The 24,320-nt window shown below is 68.5% G+C and carries 23 protein-coding genes; 11 read left to right on the top strand and 12 right to left on the bottom strand.

What is annotated here, in order from left to right:
* Positions 1-2: 2 nt before the first annotated feature.
* Positions 3-2,375 carry a glucose/quinate/shikimate family membrane-bound PQQ-dependent dehydrogenase gene (locus tag FBY21_RS07535; RefSeq protein ID WP_142009941.1) on the bottom strand — a complete coding sequence of 791 codons (2,373 nt, stop codon included), beginning with the start codon at positions 2,373-2,375 and terminating at the stop codon, positions 3-5.
* Positions 2,376-2,563: 188 nt separating this feature from the next.
* Between FBY21_RS07535 and FBY21_RS07530 the strand changes: the two genes are divergently transcribed.
* Positions 2,564-2,968 (top strand): hypothetical protein, encoded by a 405-nt coding sequence (locus FBY21_RS07530; RefSeq protein ID WP_074972655.1) that lies wholly within the window; start codon positions 2,564-2,566, stop codon positions 2,966-2,968.
* Positions 2,969-2,971: 3 nt separating this feature from the next.
* Here FBY21_RS07530 and FBY21_RS07525 read toward each other — a convergent pair whose 3' ends face one another.
* Positions 2,972-3,223: a hypothetical protein gene (locus tag FBY21_RS07525; RefSeq protein ID WP_074972657.1), complete on the bottom strand. Its 252-nt coding sequence runs from the start codon at positions 3,221-3,223 to the stop codon at positions 2,972-2,974.
* Positions 3,224-3,390: 167 nt separating this feature from the next.
* Between FBY21_RS07525 and FBY21_RS07520 the strand changes: the two genes are divergently transcribed.
* Positions 3,391-4,086: a dual specificity protein phosphatase family protein gene (locus FBY21_RS07520; protein ID WP_142009939.1), complete on the top strand. Its 696-nt coding sequence runs from the start codon at positions 3,391-3,393 to the stop codon at positions 4,084-4,086.
* A 3-nt stretch (positions 4,087-4,089) separates the two neighbouring features.
* On the opposite strand, the gene FBY21_RS07515 is transcribed toward FBY21_RS07520, so the two are convergent.
* From FBY21_RS07515 to FBY21_RS07475, 9 genes are all read right to left on the bottom strand, one after another.
* Positions 4,090-4,731: a response regulator gene (locus FBY21_RS07515; protein ID WP_107331340.1), complete on the bottom strand. Its 642-nt coding sequence runs from the start codon at positions 4,729-4,731 to the stop codon at positions 4,090-4,092.
* Positions 4,732-4,898: 167 nt separating this feature from the next.
* Positions 4,899-5,981 carry a chemotaxis response regulator protein-glutamate methylesterase gene (locus tag FBY21_RS07510; RefSeq protein WP_074972663.1) on the bottom strand — a complete coding sequence of 361 codons (1,083 nt, stop codon included), beginning with the start codon at positions 5,979-5,981 and terminating at the stop codon, positions 4,899-4,901.
* Between the two features lie 23 nt (positions 5,982-6,004).
* Positions 6,005-6,814, bottom strand: a complete 810-nt coding sequence (locus tag FBY21_RS07505; protein ID WP_142009937.1) for a CheR family methyltransferase — start codon at positions 6,812-6,814, stop codon at positions 6,005-6,007.
* Positions 6,814-7,323 carry a chemotaxis protein CheW gene (locus FBY21_RS07500; protein WP_074972667.1) on the bottom strand — a complete coding sequence of 170 codons (510 nt, stop codon included), beginning with the start codon at positions 7,321-7,323 and terminating at the stop codon, positions 6,814-6,816. The genes FBY21_RS07505 and FBY21_RS07500 overlap by 1 nt, the downstream gene beginning before the upstream one ends.
* A 10-nt stretch (positions 7,324-7,333) precedes the next feature.
* Positions 7,334-8,983: a methyl-accepting chemotaxis protein gene (locus FBY21_RS07495; RefSeq protein ID WP_142009935.1), complete on the bottom strand. Its 1,650-nt coding sequence runs from the start codon at positions 8,981-8,983 to the stop codon at positions 7,334-7,336.
* A gap of 12 nt (positions 8,984-8,995) precedes the next feature.
* Entirely contained in the window at positions 8,996-11,206 is a 2,211-nt protein-coding gene (locus FBY21_RS07490) for a chemotaxis protein CheA (protein WP_142009933.1), read from the bottom strand.
* A gap of 12 nt (positions 11,207-11,218) precedes the next feature.
* Complete coding sequence (locus FBY21_RS07485; protein ID WP_044406507.1) at positions 11,219-11,536, bottom strand: STAS domain-containing protein; 318 nt, start codon at positions 11,534-11,536, stop codon at positions 11,219-11,221.
* 1 nt (position 11,537) lies between these two features.
* Entirely contained in the window at positions 11,538-11,903 is a 366-nt protein-coding gene (locus FBY21_RS07480; protein WP_044406509.1) for a response regulator, read from the bottom strand.
* Between the two features lie 14 nt (positions 11,904-11,917).
* Positions 11,918-12,658, bottom strand: coding sequence for a methyl-accepting chemotaxis protein (locus tag FBY21_RS07475; RefSeq protein WP_260845426.1), 741 nt, complete (start codon positions 12,656-12,658; stop codon positions 11,918-11,920).
* A gap of 684 nt (positions 12,659-13,342) precedes the next feature.
* Here FBY21_RS07475 and FBY21_RS07470 point away from each other — a divergent pair.
* The 6 genes from FBY21_RS07470 (at position 13,343) to FBY21_RS07445 (ending at position 19,942) form a co-directional block, all read left to right on the top strand.
* Positions 13,343-14,596 (top strand): ABC transporter substrate-binding protein, encoded by a 1,254-nt coding sequence (locus tag FBY21_RS07470; protein WP_142009930.1) that lies wholly within the window; start codon positions 13,343-13,345, stop codon positions 14,594-14,596.
* 109 nt (positions 14,597-14,705) lie between these two features.
* Entirely contained in the window at positions 14,706-15,614 is a 909-nt protein-coding gene (locus FBY21_RS07465) for a carbohydrate ABC transporter permease (protein ID WP_142009928.1), read from the top strand.
* The gene (locus FBY21_RS07460; RefSeq protein ID WP_142009925.1) at positions 15,607-16,452 is read left to right on the top strand and encodes a carbohydrate ABC transporter permease; all 846 of its coding nucleotides are present in this window, start codon (positions 15,607-15,609) and stop codon (positions 16,450-16,452) included. The genes FBY21_RS07465 and FBY21_RS07460 overlap by 8 nt, the downstream gene beginning before the upstream one ends.
* Positions 16,453-16,499: 47 nt before the next feature.
* On the top strand, positions 16,500-17,660 hold the full coding sequence (locus FBY21_RS07455; protein WP_142009923.1) for an ABC transporter ATP-binding protein: 1,161 nt from the start codon (positions 16,500-16,502) through the stop codon (positions 17,658-17,660).
* Positions 17,661-17,803: 143 nt separating this feature from the next.
* Entirely contained in the window at positions 17,804-19,027 is a 1,224-nt protein-coding gene (locus FBY21_RS07450) for a maltoporin (RefSeq protein WP_253543667.1), read from the top strand.
* 12 nt (positions 19,028-19,039) lie between these two features.
* Complete coding sequence (locus FBY21_RS07445; RefSeq protein WP_142009920.1) at positions 19,040-19,942, top strand: D-hexose-6-phosphate mutarotase; 903 nt, start codon at positions 19,040-19,042, stop codon at positions 19,940-19,942.
* Between the two features lie 425 nt (positions 19,943-20,367).
* On the opposite strand, the gene FBY21_RS07440 is transcribed toward FBY21_RS07445, so the two are convergent.
* Positions 20,368-21,228: a MurR/RpiR family transcriptional regulator gene (locus FBY21_RS07440; protein ID WP_172435076.1), complete on the bottom strand. Its 861-nt coding sequence runs from the start codon at positions 21,226-21,228 to the stop codon at positions 20,368-20,370.
* 182 nt (positions 21,229-21,410) lie between these two features.
* Here FBY21_RS07440 and zwf point away from each other — a divergent pair, with 182 nt between their 5' ends.
* The 3 genes from zwf to FBY21_RS07425 all read left to right on the top strand — a co-directional run bounded on the left by zwf (position 21,411) and on the right by FBY21_RS07425 (position 24,315).
* Complete coding sequence (gene zwf / locus FBY21_RS07435; protein ID WP_142009918.1) at positions 21,411-22,883, top strand: glucose-6-phosphate dehydrogenase; 1,473 nt, start codon at positions 21,411-21,413, stop codon at positions 22,881-22,883.
* Positions 22,870-23,586 carry a 6-phosphogluconolactonase gene (pgl, locus tag FBY21_RS07430; protein ID WP_142009916.1) on the top strand — a complete coding sequence of 239 codons (717 nt, stop codon included), beginning with the start codon at positions 22,870-22,872 and terminating at the stop codon, positions 23,584-23,586. Before zwf ends, pgl begins: the two co-directional genes overlap by 14 nt.
* A gap of 90 nt (positions 23,587-23,676) precedes the next feature.
* Positions 23,677-24,315: a bifunctional 4-hydroxy-2-oxoglutarate aldolase/2-dehydro-3-deoxy-phosphogluconate aldolase gene (locus tag FBY21_RS07425; RefSeq protein WP_142016325.1), complete on the top strand. Its 639-nt coding sequence runs from the start codon at positions 23,677-23,679 to the stop codon at positions 24,313-24,315.
* The last annotated feature ends 5 nt before the right edge of the window (positions 24,316-24,320 follow it).

Raw genomic sequence — 24,320 nt, 5'->3', positions numbered from 1 at the left:
GGTCAACGCCGGGGCAGGGCGAAGGCCAGCACGTAGTCGCCCTGGCGGGTGTGCAGCGAGCCGTGGCCGCCGGCCACCACCAGCACGTACTGGCGTCCGTCCTTGCCGGTGTAGGTCATGGGGGTGGCCTGGCCGCCGGCGGGCAGGCGGCCTTGCCACAGCTGCTCCCCGGTACGCAGGTCGTAGGCCCGCAGGTACTGGTCGAGGGTGCCGGCAAGGAAGGCGACACCCCCGGCGGTGACGATGGGCCCGCCCAGGCTGGGCACGCCCATGGGCAAGGGCAACGGCAGCGGGGAGCTGTCGCGCACGGTGCCGTTCTTGTGCTTCCAGGCGATCTCCAGGGTGGTCAGGTCCAGCCCGGCCACGTAGCCCCAGGGCGGGCTCTGGCAGGGCAGGCCGAGGGGCGAGAGCAGGGGCGCCAGCACGGCGCCGAAGGGCGCGCCGGTGTTGGGTTGCACGCCTTCGATCTCGCTCTTGCGCGCCGGCTCGTCCCGGGCGTGCTCGGCGGGGATCAGCCGGGAGGTGAAGGCCATGTAGTTGGGGTTGAGGAAGGCAACCTGGCGCACCGGGTCGACGGCGATTCCACCCCAGTCGAACACGCCGAAATTGCCCGGATAGACCAGGCTGCCCTGCTCGGAGGGCGGGGTGTAGATGCCCTCGTAGCGCAGGGAGCGGAACTGGATGCGGCAGAGCATCTGGTCGAACGGGGTGCCGCCCCACATGTCCCGCTCGCGCAGGGGCGGCGGCATCAGGTTGAGGGCCGACATGGGCTGGGTGGGGGCAGTGAAGTCGTCCTTGGCGGCGCCCTGGGGCACCGGGGTTTCCTTCACCGGGACGATGGGCTGGCCGGTGCGCCGGTCGAGCACGTAGAGGCTGCCCTGCTTGGTGGAGGCGATCAGCGCCGGGCGCGGGGCGTCACCGGGCTTCTGCCCCGGCAGGTCCACCAGGGTCGGTTGGCCGCCGACGTCCATGTCCCAGAGGTCGTGGTGGGTCATCTGGAAGGTCCAGCGCACCTTGCCGGTGGCGATCTCCAGGGCGGTGACGCCGGCGCTGTAGGTCTCGGAGGCCGGGGTGCGGCGGCCGCCCCACTGGTCCGGCGTCTGGTTGCCCATGGGCAGGTAGAGCAGGCCCAGTTCCTCGTCCAGGCTCATGACCGACCACATGTTCGGCGAGTTGCGGGTGTAGGTGCGGCCCTCGGCCAGCGGCGCGGTGTCGTCGGGGCGGCCCGGGTCCCAGTTCCACACCAGGTGGCCGTCGCGCACGTCGTAGGCGCGGATCACGCCGGAGGGTTCGTCCTCGGAGACGTTGTCGGTCACGTGCCCGCCGATGATCACCAGGTCGCGGCTGACGCCGGGCGGCGAGGTGGAGTAGTAGCCGCCGGGGGTGAAGCTGCCGATGCCTTGGGTGAGGTCGATGGAGCCCTTGTCGCCGAACGCCTCGCAGGGCTTGCCGTCGTCGGCGTCCAGGGCCATCAGGCGGGTGTCGGCGGTGGGCAGGAACAGCCGGCGTTCGCAGCGCTGGCCGCTGCTGGGCGTGTCCTGCTGGTGGTAGGCGACGCCGCGACAGGTCATGTGGGCCCAGCCCTTGAAGCTGTCGGCGTCCTGGGTGCTGATCTTCGGATCGAAGCGCCAGATCTCCCGGCCGCTGTCCGGGTCGAGGGCGATCACCTGGCTGTGGGGCGTACACACGTAGAGCAGGCCGTTGGCCTTCAGCGGGGTGTTCTCGGCGGTGGTCTCCTGCGGGTCGTCGGGGCCGGGCAGGTCGCCGGTGCGGTAGCTCCAGGCCAGCTCCAGCTGGTCGACGTTCTCCGGGGTGATCTGGTCCAGGGGCGAATATCGGTCGCCGGCGTTGCTGCGCCCGTAGGCCTGCCAGTCTCCGGCGGGCTGGGCAGGTGGCGTCGTCGGGGCGCTGGCCGGCGCCGCGCGGTCGATCATGCCGGGGAAGCGATGCGGCTCGGTGAATTGCGCGGCCAGCGCCGTGCCCCCGGCCAGCACCAGGGCCACCAGCAGGGCGTTGGCCGGCAGGCGCCCGGCATCCGACAGGCTGTTGCGCACCCAGGGCAGCCAGAGCACCAGGCCGACGACGAACCACAGCGCCAGGCGCGGCACCAGTTGCCACCAGTCAAGGCGCACTTCCCACCAGGCCCATACAGTGGAGCCCGCCAGCACAGCGGCGAATACCAGCAGCGCCTGGCCACGATGGGTGAGCAGCAGCAGGGCGCTGGCGCCCACGCCGAGCCCGGCCAGCAGGTAGTACCAGGAGCCGCCGAGTCCGATGAGCTGGCCGCCACCCACCACCAGCGCAATGGCCATGGCCAGCAGGGCGACGCCCAGAATACGAGGGAGCAGGGCATTGCGAGCGTGGGGGGTGTGCATGGGGCCTCCGGTTCATCGACGGGACCCGGCCTGGCTACCGGGCGGTGATGAAAGATCGAACCCCGGAGGCGGGATTGGTTCAGGCCGGTTGAGCAGAAGGGGCCCGCAAGCGGGCGGCACATATATTTACTGAACCGGGGAGGGCGCTGCGCCTCTCACCCAGGTAGGGACCTCACGAGGGGCACATCATGGACACGATCTTCGCATTCCTGCTCGGGCTGTTCGGTGCCGGCGACAACGCCGCCGAGGCCCAGGCAACCCCGAGCCTGCCGGCGCCCATCAGCGAGCAGCAATGGCGGGCCGACTACAACCGCGCGCTGACCCTGCCGGCGATCCGTTATTCCTCGTCGAACCAGGTGACCATCATCAAGAACGAGCGCGACGGCACCGTGTACCTGTTCACCACCCAGCGCCACCCGGCACACCCGGCGGTGATCGAGCGGCGCCTGGTGGACGGCCTGCGCTACCGCAGCAGCGGTCGCTACGCAGGGGACGGCGAGGCCTATGCGGCGTGGCTGGAGAAGTACCGGCGTTTCGACGACCGCCCCTACACCTCGATGTCGCTCAACACCGAACTGTCAGCGGTGGAGTAGGGCTCAACCCTGGCGGAAGGCGATGCCTCGGCGGGTGAGGGTGATGGCCCGTGCATCGACAAGCAGGCGACCCTGGGCGTCACAGGTGTCGGACCAGTCGAGTTGGGCGTGGATGAGGCCGAGTTCATCGAGGTCGCGCAGGCCGATCAGCACCCGCTGGGGGTCGCCGTCGAGGTGGCGGGCATCGCGAGGGTGTTCCTCGCTTAGTTGGTCGATCAGGGCACGCAGGAGCTGGGTACGGCTTTGTATATCCATGGACTGAAAGGGCGCAGTCGGACTTATGTGGAGGGATTCTAGACCAGCCACCCCCCTGCGTGGCACCCATGTGTCCGCAGGTGGGTCAACGTTTTTTTCACGATCTTTTGATGGGCGCTTTACGGCCCATTGGCCAGTCTGTGGGCGACCTGAACGAGGAAGCGCCCATGTCCCGAGGCCCCCACTTCTCCCTCACCTTCGCCGCCGTGGCAGCGCTCCTGCTGCTCTGCGTCACCGCCGCCCAGGCCCGTACGCTATCCCTGGACACCCCCGGCAGCCCGATCCCCGGCCCCACCTGGGCCACCCCGGTGAACCCGGCGATCAACCTCTACCGCATGACCCCGACCCTCTACCGCAGCGCCTTGCCGAGCCGTGGCGACCTGGCCCAGCTCAACGGCCTGGGGGTGCGTACGGTGATCAGCTTCATCAAGGACGACGACCGCGAATGGCTGGGCGACAGCCCGGTGGAGCGGGTGAGCATCCCGCTGCACGCCGACCGGGTCAGCGATGACGACGTGCTGCAGGTGATGCGCGTGGTGCAGCAGGCCGAAGGCCGTGGCCCGGTGCTGATGCACTGCAAGCACGGCCGCGACCGCACCGGGCTGATGGCGGCCATGTACCGCATCCTGCTGCAGGGCTGGAGCCGCAACCAGGCGCTGGAAGAGATGCGCGCCGGCGGCTTCGGCGACCCGATGGACATGGAGGATGCGATTGCCTACGTGAACCGCGCCGACATCGACGGCTTGCGCCAGGCGCTCTCCAGCGGTGCCTGCAGCACCCGTGCCCTGGCCACCTGTCAGGTGGGGCAGTGGTGGCGGCAGGCCTTTGGGCTCGCCCAGCAGGGCGACACCCAGGTGCAGTGAGGGTCAGTCGTCCGCCCGGATGATGCCCTTGCGCACCGCGTAGAGGACCAGCCCGGGCACGTCGTGGATGTCCAGGCGCTTCATGATCTGCGCCCGGTGCGCTTCCACCGTCTTCACGCTCAGACCCAGCCCGTCGGCGATGGCCCGGGTCGAGGCGCCCCGGCAGATCAGCCGGAGGATCTCCACCTGGCGCTGGGTCAGTTCGGCGTCCACCTCGTCGTGGGTCGCCAGGGCCTGCTCGATCACCGGTTGCGCCACGGCGGAACTCAGGTAGCACTGGCCCCGGTCCACGGCCTTCAGGGCCATGTGCAGTTCGGACATGGCCGCATCCTTGAGCAGGTAACCACAGGCACCTTTCTTCAGGGCGGACAGCACCAGCTCCGCCTCGGCGTGCATCGAGAGCATCAATACGCGGGATTCCGGCACCTGGTGGCCCAGGCGCTGCAGGGCTTCTAGCCCGTCGAGGCCGTGCATGGAGATGTCCAGGAGGATGATGTCGGGTCGCAGCCGCTCGGCCATGGCGACGGCCTGTTCGCCATCCTCCGCTTCGCCGACGACTTCATAGCCTTCCAGTTCGTTGACCATGGCGCGGACACCCACGCGGATCAGGGCGTGGTCGTCGGCCAATAGCAGTCGACAGGTCATGGGCGCTCCTTGCTCATTGCGAGACTCGGGTACTCCTGACGTGCGGCGTGCCCTGAAAAAGGGCAGGCCGTACAGCTACGGAGTAGCACCGATCGCAAAAGTTCGCCTCTTTGGTCCGGACGAACGGTAGCAACCGGCCATCATCGATGGCCGGGGAGCGGAAGGCCCTAGCGTGCGCTTTCGTGAGCGCGGGCGCTGGGCTGACCGCGGGCGTACTGCACGATCACTTCCGACAGACGGCCGAGCGGTTCCGTCACCTGGGCCGCGCCCATGCGCAACGCCTCCTTGGGCATGCCGAACACCACGCAGCTGGCCTCGTCCTGGGCCACGGTGCGGGCACCGGCTTCGCGCATGGCCAGCAGGCCACGGGCGCCGTCGTCGCCCATGCCGGTCATGATCACGCCCATGGCGTTGTGCCCGGCGTGGCGCGCCACCGAGCGGAACAGCACGTCCACCGAGGGTCGGTGGCGGTTCACCGGCGGGCCGTCGAGCACCTCCACCAGGTACTGGGCACCGCTGCGCTTGAGCTGCATGTGCTTGCCCCCGGGTGCCACCAGCGCCAGCCCCGGGCGCACCCGATCCATGTGTTTTGCCTCCCGCACGTCGATGGCGCAGATGCTGTCCAGGCGCTGGGCGAAGGCGGCGGTGAACTTCTCCGGCATGTGCTGGACGATGACGATCCCCGGGCAGTCCACCGGCAACTGGCGCAGCACCACTTCCAGGGCCTGGGTGCCACCGGTGGAGGTGCCCAGCGCCACCACCCGGTCGGTGGTGGACAGGGCAGTGGGACGGGGAGCGGGCGCCTCCCTGGGAGGGGCGGCGGCCGGCACGGCGGTGCTGGGCATGGCATGCGGGCGGCTGCGGGCGGCGGCCTCGATCTGCCGGATCAACTCGCCGGACATCTGCTGCAGGCTGTCCTTCAACCCCTGCCGGGCCTTGGTGAACACCCCCACGGCACCGGCGGCGAGGGCGTCCAGGGTCACCGCCGCGCCTTTCTCGGTCAGGGTCGAGCAGATGATCGCCGGGGTCGGGCGCTCGGCCATGATCTTGCGCAGGAAGGTGATGCCGTCCATGCGCGGCATCTCCACGTCCAGCACCAGCACGTCGGGCCATTGCTTGCGCATCTTGTCCAGGGCGAACAACGGGTCGGCGGCCTGGCCGATCACCTGGATGCCGGGGTGGTTGTCGAGGCAGGCGGTGAGCACCTGGCGCACCAGGGCCGAGTCATCGACGATGAAAACCTTGATCATGGCGGCGTTCCCCCTGGCCGGATTCATGTGCGTTGGTAGACCGAGGGGCGGATCGCCCGCAGCGGCAGCTTGAAGCCGTGCAGGCTTTCGGCGTGGCCGATGAAGAACAGGCCCTCCGGGCGCAAGCGCTCCACCAGCCGCTCGACGATGCCGCGCTTCTCGTCCTGGCCGAAGTAGATCAGCACGTTGCGCAGGAAGATCACGTCGAAGGGGCCGATCTCCCGGGGGATCGGCCGGGTCAGGTTGAGCTCGGCGAACATTACCCGGTGGCGCAGCGCCTGGCTGATGCGGAACAGCCCGGCGCTTTCCTCCACGCCGCGCAGGCAGTGGCGCTGCAGCCAGCCGGGGGGGAAGTGCTCGGCCTGCTCCATGGGGTAGGTGGCGCTGCGGGCCTTTTCCAGCATGCGCAGGCTGAGGTCGCTGGCGAAGATGGACCAGTCCTTGGTCCGGGCATGTTCGGCGAGGGTCATCGCCATGCTGAAGGCCTCCTGGCCGGATGAGCTGGCCGCGCTCCACAGGTGCAGCGGCTTGCGCTGGTGGGCGGCCCATTCGCCGAGCATCTTGAAGTGCTGCGGCTCGCGGAAGAAATAGGTCTCGTTGGTGGTCAGCAGGTCCACCACCAGGCGCCGCTCGTCCTGGTTGGCCGGATCGCCGAGCAGGCGCAGGTAATCGGTGAAGGTGCCCGCGCCCACCGCCCGCAGCCGGCCCATCAGGCGGCCGGCCATGAGGATGCGCTTCTGGTCGGTCATGTGGATGCCCGAAGCCTCCAGCATCAGCTGTTGCAACTGCCGGAAGTCGGCGTCGCTGAGCTTGGGCAGGTGCTGGTGGGGCATCAGCCGGCCTGCTGGGCGAGGCTCAACTGGCGGATATCCTCCAGCGACAGCACGCGCCGCACGTCGAGAATGATGGTGAAGCCGCGCTCGTCCCGCGCCATCCCGGCGATGAAGTCGGTGCGGATGCCGGCGCCGAAGGGGGGCGCCTGCTCCACCTGGTCGGGCTCGATGTCCAGCACCGCGTCCACCGCATCCACCACCAGGCCGATGCGCTGGTGCTGTTCGTCCAGGTCCAGCTCGATGATGACGATGCAGGTGCGTTTGTTCGGCACGCTCAGGTCCTGGCCGAAGCGCGCTGCCAGGTCCATCACCGGCACCACGTTGCCGCGCAGGTTGATCACCCCGTGGATGAAGACCGGCATCATCGGTACGGTGGTGACCTGGCCGTATTCGATGATCTCCCGCACCAGGTCGATGGGCAGCGCGTAGCGCGCGTCACGCACCCGGAACGACAGGTGCTGCACGCTTTCCTCCGCCTCGCTGGCCAGGACTGCCTGGAGTTCGCTCATGCCGTCCCCCTCAGTTGAAGTTCACGAAGTGGCCTTCGTCGGCCACCGGCTGGGGCTTGCGGGCCACGGCAGTGGTCGGCCGGCGCAATTCGCGCACGGCGGCGGCAGGGCGCTCGGCCCGTGTCGGCGCCGCCGACCGCGCAGCGTTGGCTTCGAGGCGGAAGTAGTTGATCAGCTCCAGCAACTGCCCGGCCTGGGCGTTCATCTCTTCGGCGGTGGCGGCCAGCTCCTCGGAGGCGGAGGCGTTCTGCTGGGTGATCTGGTTCATCTGGCCCATGGCGATGTTGATCTGCGACGCGCCGGTGCTCTGCTCGCGGGAGGCGGCGGTGATCTCCTGCACCAGGTCGGAGGTCTTCTGGATGTTCGGCACGATCTCGTCCAGCAGGTGCCCGGCCTGCTCGGCCAGTTGCACGCTGTTGCTGGCCACGCCGCCGATCTCCTGGGCGGCCACCTGGCTGCGTTCGGCGAGCTTGCGCACCTCGGCGGCGACCACCGCGAAGCCCTTGCCGTGGTCGCCGGCGCGGGCGGCTTCGATGGCGGCGTTGAGGGCCAGCAGGTTGGTCTGGTAGGCGATGTCGTCGATGATGCCGATCTTGTTGGCGATCTGTTTCATCGCCTGAACCATCTCGCCCACCGCCTGGCCACCCTGCACGGCGTCGTTGGCGGCCTTGCCGGCGATGCCGTCGGTGATCTGCGCGCTCTCGGTGTTCTGCGCGATGGAGGCGGACATCTGCTCCACCGAGGCCGTGGTTTCCTCGACGCTGGCGGCCTGTTCGGTGGCGGCCTGGCTGAGGGACTGGGAGGTGGCACTGACTTCCTCGGAGGCCGAGGACAGCGAGTCGGCGGCGCTGCGCACGTCGCTGATGACGGTGCGCAGGCGCTCGGTCATGTGCTGCATGGAGGCCAGCAGGCGGCCGGTCTCGTCGCGGCTGTCCACCTCGATCTCGGTGGACAGGTCACCCTCGGCCAGGTTGTCGGCCACCGCCACCGCGCGGTTCAGCGGGCGGGTGATGGAGCGGGTGACGAAGATGCCGATGGCGAAGCCGATCACGGCGGCGATGACCATCAGGACGATCAGCTGGGTGCGCGAACCGAGGTAGATCTCGGTGATGGTGTCGTTGGCTTCCTTGGCGCGGGCGTCCTTTTGGTCGACCAAGTCAGTGAGCAGCTTGTCCGCCGTATTGCCGTGCTGGCGCAGCTCGGGCATCAGCGCGGTCAGCTCGGTGGCCTCCGCCAACGGCGCATTGCGGTTCAGGGCCAGCATGCGCCGCACCACATCCTCGTACTCGCTGAGGCTCGCCTCCATCTGCGCCAGCTTGGCGATGGACTGCTCGCTCTTGAAGCTGTCGCGGGCCTTGTCGAGGTTCTGGTGCAGGCTTTTCAGCGAGCTTTCCACCTGGTCAGCGGTGCGCTGGCGGTCGTCCTGGGTGGTGGCCAGCAGGTTGCTGCGCAAGTGACGGCCTGTGTAGATGAGGTCCATGTTGGCTTTCATCATGGTCTTCAGCGCGCCGACCTCGCCGAGGTACATCTTGTCAGTGAGGTCGTTGACCTTGTGCAGGTTGACGATGCCCAGCCCACCCACCGCGGCGGTGAGCAGCACCACCAGGGAGAAGCCGGCGATCAGCCGGACCCCGATTTTCATGTTGCGGACGAATTGCATGGTGAGGCTCTCCTACTGGCCCGCGAGATCGGGCCGTGCTGGTACGGGATTGGCGAGGGTGCGCGGCTCTGCGTCCGCGTTCTGTTGCAGGTGCTGGAGCAGGCTGGCGATGTCGAGGATCAGCGCCACCTGGCCGGAGCCGAGGATGGTGGAGCCGCTGATGCCCCGCAGGTGTTCGAAGAGCAGGCCGAGGGGCTTGATCACCGTCTGCAGCTCGCCGTGCAGCTCGTCGACGATCAGCCCGGCCTGGCGCCGCCCGAGGCTGACCACCACGATGTTGCGGCGGCCCTGGGCGCTGCTGGGCAGGTCGAAGTGGGCGGCCAGGTCGATGCAGGGCAGCGGGCGGCCGCGCAGCTCGATGTGGCCATAGGCACGGCGGCCGAGGCGCGCCTCGTCCAGCTCCAGGCATTCGGTGACCAGGTTCAGCGGCACCACGAAATGCTCGCCGCCCAGGCTCACCAGGAAGCCGTCGATGATGGCCAGGGTCAGCGGCAGGCGGATGCGGAAGACGCAGCCCTGGCCGGGCCGCGAGTCGATCTCGATGCTGCCGCGCAGGGCCTCGATGGCGCTGCGCACCACGTCCATGCCGACCCCCCGGCCGGAGAGGTCGGAGACGTTGTCGGCGGTGGAGAAGCCGGCGGCGAAGATCAGCCGCTGCACCTCGTGTTCCGGCGGGTTGGCCTGCGGGTCCAGCAGGCCGCGCTCGATGGCCTTTTCGCGGATGCGCGCGGTGTTCAGCCCGCGCCCGTCGTCGCTGACCTCGATGACGATCATCCCGGACTCGTGGAAGGCGTTCAGGCCCAGGTGACCCTCGGCGCTCTTGCCGGCGGCCAGGCGCTGTTCGGCCGGTTCGATGCCGTGGTCGATGGCGTTGCGCACCAGGTGGGTGAGGGGGTCGGCGAGCTTGTCGATCACCGTCTTGTCCAGCTCGGTGTCGGCGCCGCGGATCTCCAGGCGGATGTCCTTGCCCAGTTGCTGGCTGACGTCGCGCACCACCCGGTGGAAACGGTTGAAGGTGTCGCCGATCTCGATCATGCGCAGCTTCAGCGCCGCCTCGCGGATCTGCTCCACGCGCTGGTTCACCGTCTGGGCGCTCTCCTGGCACAGCGGGTTGCCATGCTCCTGGGCCTGCATGCGGGCGGCGGCGGCGCTGATCACCAGCTCGCCCACCAGGTTGATCAGTTCGTCGAGCTTGTGGGCCGCCACCTTCACCAGGGTGCTTTCGGTATTCGGCGCGCGGCGCTCGCCGTCGCGGCGGGTCTTCTGCTGGCGGGCGAGGGCGGCGTCCACCGCCTGGGGCGCCACCAGGCCCTGTTCCACCAGCACCGCGCCCAGGGGCGGTTTCTCCACCGGGGCGCTGGCCTGGACGGCGAGGCCCTGCTGCAGTTCGTGTTCGGTGAGCAGGCCGGCGGCGACGAGGATGCCGCCGATGCGCTCGTCGGCTTCCGGCAGGGCCTGGATCAGCCGCAGGCAATCGTCCAGGGTGCTGGCCGGCGGCAGCATGCGCAGGGTGCAGAAGTCGCGGATGAACTCGAAGACGTCCTCGATCTCGGCCTTGCTCGCCGGGGTGTCCAGGTCGATCTCCAGGCCCAGGTAGCAGGTTTCCGGGTCCATCTCGGCGAAGGGCGGCAGGTTGTCGTCGAGCACCTGCAGGCTGGTGACCGTGCCCAGGCGCCCCAGGTACTGGATGAACGACATGGGGTCGAAACCGTTGCGCAGCAGGTCGCCGTCGAAGCGCAGCGACAGGTGCCAGGCGCCGCTGCCGCGCTCTTCCTGGGCGGCTGCCGGCGCTTCGTGCGTCTCGGGTGCGGCGGCCAGGGGCTCGCCCAGGTGCGCCGCCAGGGCGGCCAGCAGCTCGGCCTGGTGCGCTTCGTCCACCGGCAACTCGCCGGTCTCCGCGTCGATCAGGGCGATCATCGAGACGATCTCGTCGAGGCAGCGCAGCATCAGCGAGACCAGCGACGGCTCCAGGCGGCGCTGGCCGTCGCGCACCGCCATCAGCAGGTTTTCCAGGTGGTGGGTGAAGCTGGCCAGCGGGGTCAGGGAGAACAGTCCGGCCGAGCCCTTGAGGGTGTGCATGGCGCGGAACAGGCCGTTGATGGCTTCGGCGTCGTCGGGCTGCTGGTCCAGCTGCAGCAGGTATTCCTCGGCCTGCTGGCTGAGGTCGCGGGCTTCCTCGATGAACCCCTGCAGCAGCTGGCTCCACTGGTCTCCGTTGAGCATGGCGGTCTCCGCTCAGGCCGTGGGTGCGGCGGCGGCCGGGAGCAGGTGCTCCAGGCGCAGCAGGGTGATGAGTTCCAGGGGGCCGCCCTGGATGCCTTCCATGACCAGCATGGCGCCATTGCCGAGCACCTGCCGGCGCAGCGCCAGGAGCAGTTGCAGGCCGGCGCTGTCGAGGTCTTCCAGGGCATGCAGGTCCAGCCGCCAGGGCTGGTCGGCCGCCTGCTCGGCCAGCCGCGCGGTCAGCTCGGCGTGGGCGTCGGCCACCTCGTAGATGGTCAGGCTGCCCTCCAGCTCGAGGTGCCCCGGGGCTTTCACATGGACCGTGAGCATCTCAACCCACCAGCTTCTCGACGGCGGCCAGCAGCTGTTGCGGCTGGAATGGCTTGACGATCCAGGCGCGGGCGCCGGCGGCCTGGCCTTCGGCCTTCTTCGCCTGCTCGCTCTCGGTGGTGAGCATGACGATGGGGGTGAAGCGGTAGTCCTTGCTGTTCTTGATCTCCTTCACCAGGCTGATGCCGTCCAGGTTGGGCATGTTCACGTCGCTGATGATGAGGTTGATCTTCTGCCCGTTGAGCTTGGTCAGGGCGTCGCGGCCGTCGACGGCTTCGATGACCTGGTGGCCGGCGCCGCCCAGGGTCATCTTCACCAGCTGTCGCATCGAGGATGAGTCGTCGACGATGAGGATGGTCTTGCTCATGTGTGGCTCCCGGATCAGAAAAAGGTGACTTCGTTGTCGGCCGGCTTGGCGCGCCGGCCGGTGCGTTCTTCGTCGGTGGTGAACTGCCGGCGCAGCTCGGCCAGCCAGCGATGGGGCTCGCCGAGGATCGGGTCCTGGCTCTGCACGGCCTGGCGCAGGCGCTCGATGTCGTGCTGCAGGTGGTCGAGCATCTGGTCGGTGCGGTCCTGGAACTGCATGCCGACGATGATCTGCTGGATGTCGCCCTGGGTGGTGCGGGCGTCCTGCTGCAGGGCGATGGCGCTCTCGGCCAGCTCGTCGAGGTTGGCGCCCAGGTCCTTCATGATTTCCCCGGCCACCTGGTCCAGGTAGCGCAGGTTGTTTTCCTCGCTGCTGGACAGCTCGGCAGCGGCGTTGACCGTGCCGCGTATGGCCTGGTTGATCTCGCCGACCTTCTCCACCATGCGCTGGCCGGTCTCGGCGGAGAGGCTGGAGAGCTTGCGCACCTCGTCGGCCACCACCGAGAAGCCACGCCCGTAGTCACCGGCGCGAGCGGCCTCGATGGCGGCGTTGAGGGCCAGCAGGTTGGTCTGGCTGGCGATGTCCTGGACGTGCTTGGACATGCTCTGCAGCTCGGTGGCGTAGCTGTCCAGGTGGCCGATGGTGTTGAGCAGTTCGGTCTTGCGATCGGCGGATTTGTGGAAGGCGGTGGTGACTTCGTCCAGGCGCTGCTGGGCACTGCGCAGGTTGTCGGCGACGCCGGAGCCGCCTACCACGTTCTCCGAGCGCTGCAGGGTCTGGTCCAGGCGCTGGGCGAGGCTGGAGAAGTGCTGGAACAGCTGGCCGATGTTGCTGGACACCAGTTCGCGCACCTGGCCGAGGTTCTGCCCCCAGGCGGGCAGCACGCTGGTCAGCAGCGGCACGCAATCGGCCTGCACCGGCGCGCTCGGCAGGTCATCCACCTGGGGTTCGCGAGTCGGCTGGGCGCTGCGAGGACGCAGCGCAACGGCGGCACCCGCCGCCAGGGCCAGGCCGGCTCCGGTGACCCAGGGCTGGCCGAGTCCGAGGCCGGCGAAGCCGAGGAGGAGGGCGAGGCAGAGGAGGGAATAGGCCAGCACGGGACACGTCCTGTGAAATGCGGAATGTGCGCAAAGATAGGTCGCGCCAGAGGGTCTCGATATAGGGATTCCCCCTAGGGCCCCTAGGGGCGCTGGCAGGGGGCGGGGCACCCGTCGCGTGCCGACGGGCGCCAGGGGAGGGGCCGTTGAGGCACCACGGCTCCATGGTGGGTTGCGGATTTTGCCAAGCAGGTCAGGCGTTTGCGTTCACACGGCGCTTTGTAACGGCCCCGTGACCATCGACAATCCCTTTGTTACCCAGGGCCTTTCGGGGCGTGTTTAGACTGCTGGTCAGCGCAAGCACCGACTTGCATGACCAATAAGAACAACAAGGTATTGCCCATGAATGCTCTGTCTCGCCTGACTGCTGTCATCTCCCTCGCTTCGTTGTTCCCCCTGTCCGCCCTCGCCGGCGAAGTGGAAGTCCTGCACTGGTGGACCTCCGGCGGCGAAAAGCGCGCGGCCGACACCCTGAAGAAGCTCGTCGAAGAGAAAGGCCACACCTGGAAGGACTTCGCCGTCGCCGGTGGCGGTGGCGAGGCGGCCATGACCGTGCTGAAGACCCGCGCCGTGTCCGGCAACCCGCCCTCGGCGGCGCAGATCAAGGGCCCCGACATCCAGGAGTGGGGCGAACTGGGCCTGCTCACCGAGATGGACGAGGTGGCCGAGGAGGGCAAGTGGGACACGCTGCTGCCCAAGCAGGTGGCCAGCATCATGAAGTACGACGGCCACTACGTGGCGGTGCCGGTGAACGTGCACCGGGTCAACTGGCTGTGGATCAACCCCGAGGTGTTCAAGAAGGCCGGCGCCACGCCGCCCACCACCCTCGACGAGTTCTTCGCCGCCGCAGACAAGCTCAAGGCCGCCGGCTTCATCCCCGTCGCCCACGGCGGCCAGCCCTGGCAGGACGGCACCGTGTTCGAGGACCTGGTGTTCGCCATCCTCGGCCCCGAGGGCTACCACAAGGCCTTCGTCGAGCAGGACAAGGCGACCCTCACCGGCGAGCCCATGGTCCAGGTCTTCGCCGCGCTGAAGAAGCTGCGCGGCTACATCGATGCCGATGCCGCCGGCCGTGACTGGAACAGCGCCACCGGCCTGGTGATCAACGGCAAGGCCGGCATGCAGATCATGGGCGACTGGGCCAAGAGCGAGTGGACCGCCGCCGGCAAGGTGGCGGGCAAGGACTACCAGTGCCTGCCGTTCCCCGGCACCCAGGGCAGCTTCGCCTACAACATCGACTCCCTGGCCATGTTCAAGCTGAGCAATGCGGAGAACCGCAAGGCCCAGAACGACCTGGCGCGGACGGTGATGGAGCCGCAGTTCCAGCAGTTCTTCAACCAGGAGAAGGGCTCGATCCCGGTGCGCCTGGACCAGGACATGTCCAGCTTCGACGCCTGCGCCCAGCAGTCCATGAAGGACTTCAAGGCCGCCGCTGCCGGCAACGGCCTGCAGCCCAGCCTGGCCCACGGCATGGCCGCCTCCAGCTACGTGCAGGGCGCGGTGTTCGATGTGGTGACCAACTTCTTCAACGACCCCGCCGCCGACCCAAAGAAGGCCGCCCAGCAACTGGCTGCCGCGATCCAGGCCGTCCAGTAACCGCCGACTGACCCGCCCACGGCGCAGGCCACGCTGCCTGCGCTGCGGGCCCGGCCGTGCCGAATTTCCCGCGCCTCAGCGCGCGCCACCTGCCAACCCGGAGCGACCCATGAGTTCGACCGCCGTCTTCGCCAAGGCCTCACCGCTGGATGCGCTGCAGCGCTGGCTGCCCAAGCTGGTGCTGGCACCGAGCATGCTCATCGTGCTGGTGGGCTTCTACGGCTACATCCTCTGGACCTTCGTCCTGTCCTTCACCAACTCGCGCTTCATGCCCAGCTACAGCTGGGTGGGCCTGCAGCAGTACCAGCGCCTGTGGGACAACGACCGCTGGTGGGTGGCGAGCCACAACCTGCTGGTGTACGGCGGGTTGTTCATCGCCATCAGCCTGGTGATCGGCGTGTTCCTCGCCGTGCTGCTGGACCAGCGCATCCGCCGCGAAGGCTTCATCCGTACCGTCTACCTGTACCCCATGGCGCTGTCGATGATCGTCACCGGCACCGCCTGGAAATGGCTGCTCAACCCCGGCCTGGGCCTGGACAAGCTGCTGCGCGACTGGGGCTGGGAAGGCTTCCGCCTCGACTGGCTGGTGGACCCGGACCGGGTCGTCTACTGCCTGGTGATCGCCGCCGTGTGGCAATCCTCCGGCTTCGTCATGGCGCTGTTCCTCGCCGGCCTGCGCGGGGTCGACCAGTCGATCATCCGCGCCGCCCAGGTGGACGGCGCCAGCCTGCCGACCATCTACCTGCGCATCGTCCTGCCGAGCCTGCGCCCGGTGTTCTTCAGCGCGCTGATGATCCTCGCCCACATCGCCATCAAGAGCTTCGACCTGGTGGCGGCGATGACCGCCGGCGGCCCCGGCTACGCCTCCGACCTGCCGGCGATGTTCATGTACGCCCACACCTTCACCCGTGGGCAGATGGGCCTGGGTGCCGCCAGCGCCATGCTCATGCTCGGCGCCGTGCTGGCGATCATCGTGCCCTACCTGTATTCCGAACTGAGGAACAAGCGCCATGACTAGCCTGGCCGGAAAGTCCCCGCTCAGCGTCAGCCGCCTGGCCATCCATGCCACCCTGATCGTCGCCTGCGCGCTCTACCTGGTGCCGCTGGTGGTGATGCTGCTGACCAGCTTCAAGACCCCCGACGACATCCGCGCCGGCAACCTGCTGTCCCTGCCGGATGCCTTCACCCTGGTCGGCTGGGCCAAGGCCTGGGCCAGCGTCGGCGGCTACTTCTGGAACTCGGTGATGATCACCGTGCCGGCGGTGCTGATCTCCACGCTGCTCGGCGCGCTCAACGGTTACGTGTTGTCCATGTGGCGCTTCCGCGGTTCGCAGCTGTTCTTCGGGGCGCTGCTGTTCGGCTGCTTTTTGCCGTTCCAGGTGGTGCTGCTGCCGGCCTCCTTCACTCTCGGCAAGCTGGGGCTGGCCAACACCACCGGCGGCCTGGTGCTGGTGCACGTGGTGTACGGCCTGGCCTTCACCACGCTGTTCTTCCGCAACTTCTACGTGAGCATCCCCGATGCCCTGGTGCGGGCGGCACGGCTCGACGGCGCGGGGTTCTTCACCATCTTCGGGCGCATCCTGCTGCCCATGTCGGTGCCGACCATCATGGTCTGCCTGATCTGGCAGTTCACCCAGATCTGGAACGACTTCCTCTTCGGCGTGGTGTTCGCCAGCGGCGACAGCCAGCCCATCACCGTGGCCCTCAACAACCTGGTGAACACCAGCACCGGGGCCAAGGAATACAACGTCGACATGGCCGCCGCGATGATCGCCGGCCTGCCGACCCTGCTCGTCTACGTATTCGCCGGCAAGTACTTCCTGCGCGGCCTCACGGCCGGTGCGGTGAAGGGCTGAAAAGCGGCTGCGCCCGTTCGCGGCGCTTCTGATTAGTGGAGATCGACATGGCAACCCTCGAACTGCGCAACGTGAACAAACGCTACGGCAGCGGCCTGGCGGACACCCTCCGGGACATCGAACTGTCCATCGACTCGGGGGAGTTCCTGATCCTCGTCGGGCCTTCGGGCTGCGGCAAATCCACCCTGATGAACTGCATCGCCGGGCTTGAAGCCATCAGCGGCGGCGCCATCCTCGTGGACGGCCAGGACATCAGCGGCATGAGCCCCAAGGACCGGGACATCGCCATGGTGTTCCAGTCCTACGCCCTGTACCCGACCATGAGCGTGCGCGAGAACATCGCCTTCGGCCTGAAGATCCGCAAGCTGCCGCCCGCCGAGATCGAGGCGGAGGTGAGCCGCGTGGCCAAGCTGCTGCAGATCGAGCACCTGCTGGAGCGCAAGCCCGGCCAGCTCTCCGGCGGCCAGCAGCAGCGGGTGGCCATGGGCCGGGCCCTGGCGCGGCGGCCGAAGATCTACCTGTTCGACGAGCCGCTCTCCAACCTCGACGCCAAGCTGCGGGTGGAGATGCGCACCGAGATCAAGCTGATGCACCAGCGGCTGAAGACCACCACCGTCTACGTCACCCACGACCAGATCGAGGCCATGACCCTGGGCGACAAGGTGGCGGTGATGAAGGATGGCGTCATCCAGCAGTTCGGCACCCCGCAGCAGATCTACAACGACCCGGCCAACCTCTTCGTCGCCGGCTTCATGGGCTCGCCGCCGATGAACTTCATCCCCCTGCGCCTGCAGCGCCGCGACGGCCAGCTGTGGGCGCTGCTGGACAGCGGCCAGGACCGCTGCGAGCTGCCCCTGGGCGAGCGCGGGGCGGGGTTCGAGGAGCGCGATGTGATCCTCGGGATACGCCCGGAGCAGATCCTCGGCGCCGCGCCGGACAGCCGTGGCGCCCCGGGCGTGCGGGTGGAGGTGGAGGTGGTCGAGCCCACCGGCCCGGACACGCTGGTGTTCACCAGCCTCAACCGCACCAAGGTCTGCTGCCGCCTCGGCCCGGATACCGTTCCTCGGCCAGGTGAAACCCTCACGCTGCATATCGATCCGAGCAAGGTGCTGCTGTTCGACGCCAACAGCGGCGAGCGGCTGCGCCCGGCAGGCCCTTCCAGCAGCCCCGGGCTGCCCGCCAACGTGGCGCAGCTGAAGGGGCGTTGAACCATGGCCCGGCAACGCCGGGCCATGGCAGGCAGGGGGCTTCGTCTCAGCCCTGCCGATCGCCCCGTGGTGGGTTGAAGCCCACCCTGCGAGGGCGCCAAGGGAACGTTCCATCGCAACACAACAATAAGAATGGAGTGGACATGAACACGAAGATCCGAGGTTTGTGGGTACTGCCCTGCACGCTGTTCGCCGCCTCCGGGCTGGCCCAGGCGGTCGAGTTCAGCGGGTACGTGCGCAGCGGCGCCGGCGGTTCCAGCGAAGGGGGCACGCAGTCCTGCTTCCAGTTGCCGGGGGCGCAGTCGAAGTACCGCCTGGGCAACGAGTGCGAGCAGTACATGGAGCTGGACCTGCGCCAGGACCTGCTCAAGCTGGACGACGGCTCGGTGGTCAGCATCGAGGGCATGGCGCAGCTGTACAACCAGTACGGGCACACGCCGAAGTTCACCGGTGACTACGGCTTCGCGCGGATGAACCAGATGTACGCCGAGTGGAGCAATATGCCGGCGCTCAACGGCGGTTCGTTCTGGGCGGGGCGCCGTTTCTACAAGCGCAACGACATCCACATCTCCGACTTCTACTACTGGAACCAGAGCGCCACGGGCTTCGGTTTCGACGAAGTGGCCATCGGCGACCTGAAGTACAGCTACGTGTTCTCGCGCAAGGACAACTACGAGCAGAAGCCCTACATCAACCGCCACGACTTCAACGTCGGCGGCTTCCAGACCAACCCCGGTGGCGAAGTGGAGCTGGGCGTCAGCTACCTCTCCAAGCCCGACAGCACCGGCGCCCACAGCGGCTGGTCGGTCTCGGCGCAGCACAAGCAGCAGGCCTTCCTCGGCGGGGTCAACACCGTGGCCCTGCAATACGGGCGCGGGCCCGGCACGGCGCTGGGCTACACCGGCGACCCGACCCTGGATAACGCCAACAAGAGCTGGCGCCTGGTGGAGTTCTTCGACTGGCAGGTGACGCCGCATTTCGGCGGGCAGTTCGAGGTGGTCTACCAGAAGGACACCCGCCCGGATGGCGACGACCAGAACTGGCTGTCCATCGGCGTGCGCCCGGTCTACGCCTTCACCGACCAGTTCAAGCTGGTGACCGAGCTGGGCCGCGACCAGGTGGAGGCCCCCGGCGGCACCCGCAAGCTCACCAAGTTCACCGTGGCACCCACCTGGTCGCCGTCCGGGCCGGGGTTCTCCCAGCGTCCGGAGTTCCGCCTCTACTACACCTACGCCAGCTGGAACGAGGCCGCCCAGCGCGCTGCCAGCGAACTGGCCGCCGGTTCGGCGCTGTCCGACACCGGGGCCTTCGGCGATGCGCTGCACGGCTCCAACTTCGGCGTGCAGGTGGAGTACTGGTGGAAGTGACGGGAGCGGCCCGTGGCGGCTGCTGAGCGCGACGGGGCGCGCCGTGCAGGGCAGGCGGGGGAGGGCGGCGCGCATCCCCTCGACGCCCTGCTGCGGCCGGCCAGCGGGCAGCTGTTCCGCTGGTGTGAACACCAGGGGCGCGAGCTGCTGCTGGTGGAGCATTCCCGCTGCTCGGCGGTGTTCAGCCGCCAGGGTGGGCAGTTGCTGCATTACCAGCCGCGCGGCGAGCGTCCGGTGCTCTGGTGCGCCCATCACTGGCCGCGCGTGGGCGCCATTCGCGGTGGCGTACCGGTGTGCTGGCCCTGGTTCGGGCGCCATCCGGTGGAAAGCGGCTGGCCCCACCATGGCTGGGCGCGGCTCTCCGACTGGCGGCTGGTCGGCAAGGACGCCGACGCCCAGGGTGTGCGCCTGGAGTGGCGCCTGCAGTTGCACGACTGGCAGGTGGAGCTGCGGGCCTGCCTGGGGGATGCCCTGAGCCTGGAGCTGGTGACGACCCACCGTGACAGCGAGCCGTGCGTCCTCAGCCAGGCCCTGCACGCCTATTGGCGGGTGTCGGATGTGGCGCGGGTGGCACTGCTCGGCCTGGATGGCGCCGACGGGCACGACCTGCTGGCCCGAGAGCCCTGTCGGCAAGCCGGCGAGCTGCGGGTCACCGAGGGCGTGCACAGGCGCTTCCAGCGGGGCGGGACGCTGACCCTGCAGGACCCGGGCTGGCAACGGCGGCTGTGCATCGACGGTGGCGACAACCCCCACACCGTGGTCTGGCACCCCGGCAGCCGGCCGCTGCCCGAGGTGAGCTGGTCGGAGAGCCTGGGGTTCCTGTCGGTGCAGGCCGCCGCCTGCGGCGAACCGGGGCGGGTCCTGGCACCGGGGGACAAGGCCAGGTTGGCGCTGAAGGCCTGGATTGCGGGGTAGCCCGGGCATTGCATGAGGTAATGGAAGGCACGCCGTAGGATGCGGGTGAGCGGTGCGAACCCCATCAGCATCCCGAGGCACGGGGTTACAGCCCAGGCCACCGTGCCACGCCCGTGATGGGCTTCGCGTAGCTCAGCCCATCCTACGAGGGCGGTACACGGGGTAGCCCGGGCTTCAGCCCGGGAACGGTTGGCGCGGGTTCCCCGGACTGAAGTCCGGGCTACGTTCCTGATCACGGGCGTCGCCCGAGGCACGGGGTGTAACCCAGGCCACCGGGTCACGCCCGTGGTGCTACCGCCTGACCATCGGACTCGAATCAATCACGCCCAGGCGGGTCTGCCCAAGAAGAGGGTGGCACACGACGTAGCCCGGGCTTCAGCCCGGGACCAGGTGCGGAATGTCCGCCTTGCCCTCTGGGGCGGGGCTCAGGCCGGCTCTTCGTCCGCCGGGTAGCGGCTGGCGTTGAGGCTTTCCTTGATCTTGCGCAGGTGCGGCTGGAAGTCGATGCCCCGGCGCAGGGTCACGCCGGTGGCGAGCACGTCGAGCACGGTGAGCTGGATGATCCGCGAGGTCATCGGCATGTAGATGTCGGTGTCCTCCGGCAACGGGATGTTGAGGCTGATGGTGCTGGCCTTGGCCAGCGGCGAGCCGGCGGCGGTGAGGCCGAGCACCGAGGCGCCGTTCTGCCGGGCCAGGCGCGCCACCTCCACCAGCTCGCGGGTGCGCCCGGTGTAGGAAATGATCACGAACAGGTCCCCGGTGTGTGCCACCGAGGCGAGCATGCGCTGCATCAGCACGTCGGAGTGGGCCGAGACGGCCAGGTTGAAGCGGAAGAACTTGTGCTGGGCATCCAGCGCCACCGAGGCCGAGGCGCCGAGGCCGAAGAAGTGGATCTGCCGGGCCTGGATCATCAGGTCCACCGCGCGGCTGATCAGCTGCGGGTCGAGGCTCTGGCAGGCGCTGTCCAGGGAGGCGATGGCGCTGCCGAAGATCTTCCGCGTGTAGGCCTCGGGGCCGTCGTCGGCCGAAACCGACTGGCTGACGTAGGCCGCACCGCTGGCCAGGCTCTGGGCCAGCTGCATCTTCAGCTCCGGGTAGCCGTTGACGCCGAAGGAGCGGCAGAAGCGGTTCACCGTGGGCTCGCTGACCTGGGCGGCCTGGGCGAGGGCGGCGATGCTGAAGCGGGTGGCCTGCTGCGGGTCCTGCAGGATCACCTCGGCGACCTTGCGTTCGGCCTTGTTGAGTTCGTCGAGACGGCCCTGGATCTGCTCCAGGAGATTGCGCATGCGGTCCATGGGGTTCCTTAGCAGGGCCTGCGGAAACGGTGGCCTATCGTACTGAGGGCCACAGTCGCCAGCCAGAGGTAACAGGGGTGTGACTAAATGTTGTGTTTATTACTACATTTTTTCTTGTGTTGCGAATTCTGGCGGTGTAAATCTCTCTCAACCTTGTAGAAGAACAAAACATCATGGCTGCCATCACTGTAGAACCCTGCACCTTTGCCCTGTTCGGCGCCCTTGGCGATCTGGCCCTGCGCAAGCTGTTCCCGGCGCTCTACCAGCTGGACCGCGCGGGGCTGTTGCACCCGCGCACCCGCATCCTCGCCCTGGCCCGTGAAAGCGACGAGAACGGCGCCCGCCAGGCCGCCATCGCCGAGCACCTGGAGCGCCACGTGCCCGAGCGCGAGATCGACCCCGACCAGGTGGCGCGCTTCATGGCGCGGCTGGAATACCTGTCGATGGACTTCTTCCTCCACGCCGAGGGCTACCGCGAGCTGGCCGAGCGGGTGGGGGCGGACGAGCCGCTGATCGCCTACTTCGCCACCCCGGCCTCGGTGTACGGCGCCATCTGCGAAGGCCTGGCCCAGGTGGGCCTGGTGCAGAACACCCGGGTGGTGCTGGAGAAACCCATCGGCCATGACCTGGAGTCCTCCCGGCGGATCAACGACGCCGTGGCGGTGCACTTCCCGGAGAGCCGCATCTACCGGATCGACCACTACCTGGGCAAGGAGACGGTGCAGAACCTGATCGCCCTGCGCTTCGCCAACAGCCTGTTCGAGACCCAGTGGAACCAGCACCACATCTCCCACGTGGAGATCACCGTGGCCGAGCAGGTGGGCATCGAAGGGCGCTGGGGCTATTTCGACGAGGCCGGCCAGCTGCGCGACATGGTGCAGAACCACCTGCTGCAGCTGCTCTGCCTGATCGCCATGGACCCGCCCAGCAACCTCTCCGCCGACAGCATCCGCGACGAGAAGGTCAAGGTGCTCAAGGCCCTGGCGCCCATCACCGCCGCCCAGGTGGCGCAGCAGGTGGTGCGCGGCCAGTACATCGCCGGCAGCAGCCAGGGCCGGTCGGTGCCGGGCTACCTGGAGGAAGAGAACGCCAACACCCACAGCGACACCGAGACCTTCGTCGCCCTGCGGGCCGACATCCGCAACTGGCGCTGGAGCGGCGTGCCCTTCTACCTGCGCACCGGCAAGCGCATGCCGCAGAAGCTGTCGCAGATCGTCATCCACTTCAAGGAACCGCCGCACTACATCTTCGCTCCAGAGCAGCGGCCGCTGATCAGCAACCGGCTGATCATCCGCCTGCAACCGGACGAAGGCATCTCCCTGCAGGTGATGACCAAGGAGCAGGGCCTGGACAAGGGCATGCAACTGCGCAGAGGCCCGCTGCAACTGAATTTCTCCGACACCTACCGCAGCGCGCGCATCCCCGATGCCTACGAGCGCCTGTTGCTGGAGGTGATGCAGGGCAACCAGAACCTCTTCGTGCGCAAGGACGAAATCGAATACGCCTGGCAGTGGTGCGACCAGCTCATCGAAGGCTGGAAGCAGCTGGGCGATGCCCCCAAACCCTATGCCGCCGGCACCTGGGGCCCGGTGGCCTCCATCGCACTGATCACCCGAGACGGAAGGAGCTGGTATGGCGATCTCTGACCTCCGATTCCCCCCGGCCGTGGAGCCGATAGCCCTGGCGGATGCCGCCGAGCTGGCCGGGCACCTGGCCCAGCGCGTGGCCGAGGCCCTGCGCGAGGCCCTGGCCGCACGCGGCAGCGCCACCCTGGTGGTGTCCGGCGGGCGCAGCCCGGTGGCCTTCTTCGAACGCCTGGCGCAAGCGCGGCTGGACTGGTCCGCCGTGACCGTCGGCCTGGCCGACGAGCGCTGGGTGCCGGTGAGCCACCCGGACAGCAACGAAGGGCTGGTGCAGCGCCACCTGCTCCAGGGCGAAGCCGCCAAGGCCCGCTTCGTCGGCCTCTACCAGGCCGCCGCCACCCAGGAGGAGGCCGCGCGCCTGGCCGACCAGGCCCTGGAAGCGCTGCCGCAGCCCATCGACGTGCTGGTGCTGGGCATGGGCGAAGACGGCCACACCGCCTCGCTGTTCCCCGGCAGCCCGAACCTGACCGAGGCCCTGGACCCGGCCTGCCGCGCCCGGTGCCTGGCGACCCGCGCACCCAGCGTGCCCCACCAGCGCCTGACGCTGCCCCTGGCCCTGCTGCAAGGCAGCCGCCTGACCCTGCTGGCCCTGCAAGGGCGCGGCAAGCTGGACACCCTGGCCGCCGCGCTGCAGGGCGAGGACGTGGAGGCCATGCCGATCCGCGCCTTCCTGCGCCGGCCGCTGTCGATCTACTGGTGCCCCTGAGGCTCCATCCGTCTCAAGGGCTCACGCAACGGGAGTAATGCCATGACCACCATCCACAAGCCGCGAACCGCCGTTCGCCGCGTGCCGAGCATGGCCGAGAAGGTGGAGATGATCGACCGGCTCTGCGCCGAGGCGCGCATCCTGCCGGTCATCACCATCGAAGACGAAGCCCACATCTTGCCGCTGGCCGACGCCCTGGCCGCCGGTGGCCTCAAGGTGCTGGAAGTGACCCTGCGCTCGGCCCATGGCCTGGGCGCCATCCGCCTGCTGCGGGCGCAGCGCCCGGACCTGCTGGTGGGCGCCGGCACCGTGCTGGACGAAGCGATGCTGGCCGAGGCCGAGGCCGCTGGTGCCCAGTTCATCGTCAGCCCCGGCTGCACCGCCGAACTGCTCGATGCCGCGTTGCACAGCCCGCTGCCGCTGTTGCCGGGCGTGGGCAGCGCCTCCGAGATCATGCTCGGCCACGCCCGTGGCTACCGGCGCTTCAAGCTGTTCCCGGCGGAGATCTGTGGCGGCGTCGCCGCGCTCAAGGCCTTCGGCGGCCCGTTCCCGGCGGTGCGTTTCTGCCCCACCGGCGGCGTGCGGCCGGACAACCTGGTCCAGTACATGGCCCAACCCAACGTCATGTGCGTGGGCGGCAGCTGGATGCTGGACAGCGCCTGGCAGCGTGCCGGCGACTGGGACCGCATCACCCGCACCACCGCCGAAGCCCTGGCCCTGCTGGCCTGAACCCC

The organism is Pseudomonas sp. SLBN-26 (assembly GCF_006715895.1).
Taxonomy (GTDB): Bacteria; Pseudomonadota; Gammaproteobacteria; order Pseudomonadales; family Pseudomonadaceae; genus Metapseudomonas; species Metapseudomonas otitidis.
This window is presented reverse-complemented; position numbering and strand designations above follow the sequence as displayed.

Bases quoted from the DNA above. Each gene is read 5' to 3' on its own strand.
- FBY21_RS07535 (WP_142009941.1), bottom strand. From the start codon at position 2,375: ATGCACACCCCCCACGCTCGCAATGCCCTGCTCCCTCGTATTCTGGGC.
- FBY21_RS07515 (WP_107331340.1), bottom strand. From the start codon at position 4,731: ATGACCTGTCGACTGCTATTGGCCGACGACCACGCCCTGATCCGCGTG.
- FBY21_RS07530 (WP_074972655.1), top strand. From the start codon at position 2,564: ATGGACACGATCTTCGCATTCCTGCTCGGGCTGTTCGGTGCCGGCGAC.
- FBY21_RS07510 (WP_074972663.1), bottom strand. From the start codon at position 5,981: ATGATCAAGGTTTTCATCGTCGATGACTCGGCCCTGGTGCGCCAGGTG.
- FBY21_RS07440 (WP_172435076.1), bottom strand. From the start codon at position 21,228: ATGCGCAATCTCCTGGAGCAGATCCAGGGCCGTCTCGACGAACTCAAC.
- FBY21_RS07500 (WP_074972667.1), bottom strand. From the start codon at position 7,323: ATGAGCGAACTCCAGGCAGTCCTGGCCAGCGAGGCGGAGGAAAGCGTG.
- FBY21_RS07455 (WP_142009923.1), top strand. From the start codon at position 16,500: ATGGCAACCCTCGAACTGCGCAACGTGAACAAACGCTACGGCAGCGGC.
- FBY21_RS07505 (WP_142009937.1), bottom strand. From the start codon at position 6,814: ATGCCCCACCAGCACCTGCCCAAGCTCAGCGACGCCGACTTCCGGCAG.
- FBY21_RS07525 (WP_074972657.1), bottom strand. From the start codon at position 3,223: ATGGATATACAAAGCCGTACCCAGCTCCTGCGTGCCCTGATCGACCAA.
- FBY21_RS07490 (WP_142009933.1), bottom strand. From the start codon at position 11,206: ATGCTCAACGGAGACCAGTGGAGCCAGCTGCTGCAGGGGTTCATCGAG.
- FBY21_RS07520 (WP_142009939.1), top strand. From the start codon at position 3,391: ATGTCCCGAGGCCCCCACTTCTCCCTCACCTTCGCCGCCGTGGCAGCG.
- FBY21_RS07460 (WP_142009925.1), top strand. From the start codon at position 15,607: ATGACTAGCCTGGCCGGAAAGTCCCCGCTCAGCGTCAGCCGCCTGGCC.
- FBY21_RS07470 (WP_142009930.1), top strand. From the start codon at position 13,343: ATGAATGCTCTGTCTCGCCTGACTGCTGTCATCTCCCTCGCTTCGTTG.
- pgl (WP_142009916.1), top strand. From the start codon at position 22,870: ATGGCGATCTCTGACCTCCGATTCCCCCCGGCCGTGGAGCCGATAGCC.
- FBY21_RS07450 (WP_253543667.1), top strand. From the start codon at position 17,804: ATGAACACGAAGATCCGAGGTTTGTGGGTACTGCCCTGCACGCTGTTC.
- FBY21_RS07425 (WP_142016325.1), top strand. From the start codon at position 23,677: ATGGCCGAGAAGGTGGAGATGATCGACCGGCTCTGCGCCGAGGCGCGC.
- FBY21_RS07495 (WP_142009935.1), bottom strand. From the start codon at position 8,983: ATGCAATTCGTCCGCAACATGAAAATCGGGGTCCGGCTGATCGCCGGC.
- zwf (WP_142009918.1), top strand. From the start codon at position 21,411: ATGGCTGCCATCACTGTAGAACCCTGCACCTTTGCCCTGTTCGGCGCC.
- FBY21_RS07465 (WP_142009928.1), top strand. From the start codon at position 14,706: ATGAGTTCGACCGCCGTCTTCGCCAAGGCCTCACCGCTGGATGCGCTG.
- FBY21_RS07480 (WP_044406509.1), bottom strand. From the start codon at position 11,903: ATGAGCAAGACCATCCTCATCGTCGACGACTCATCCTCGATGCGACAG.
- FBY21_RS07485 (WP_044406507.1), bottom strand. From the start codon at position 11,536: ATGCTCACGGTCCATGTGAAAGCCCCGGGGCACCTCGAGCTGGAGGGC.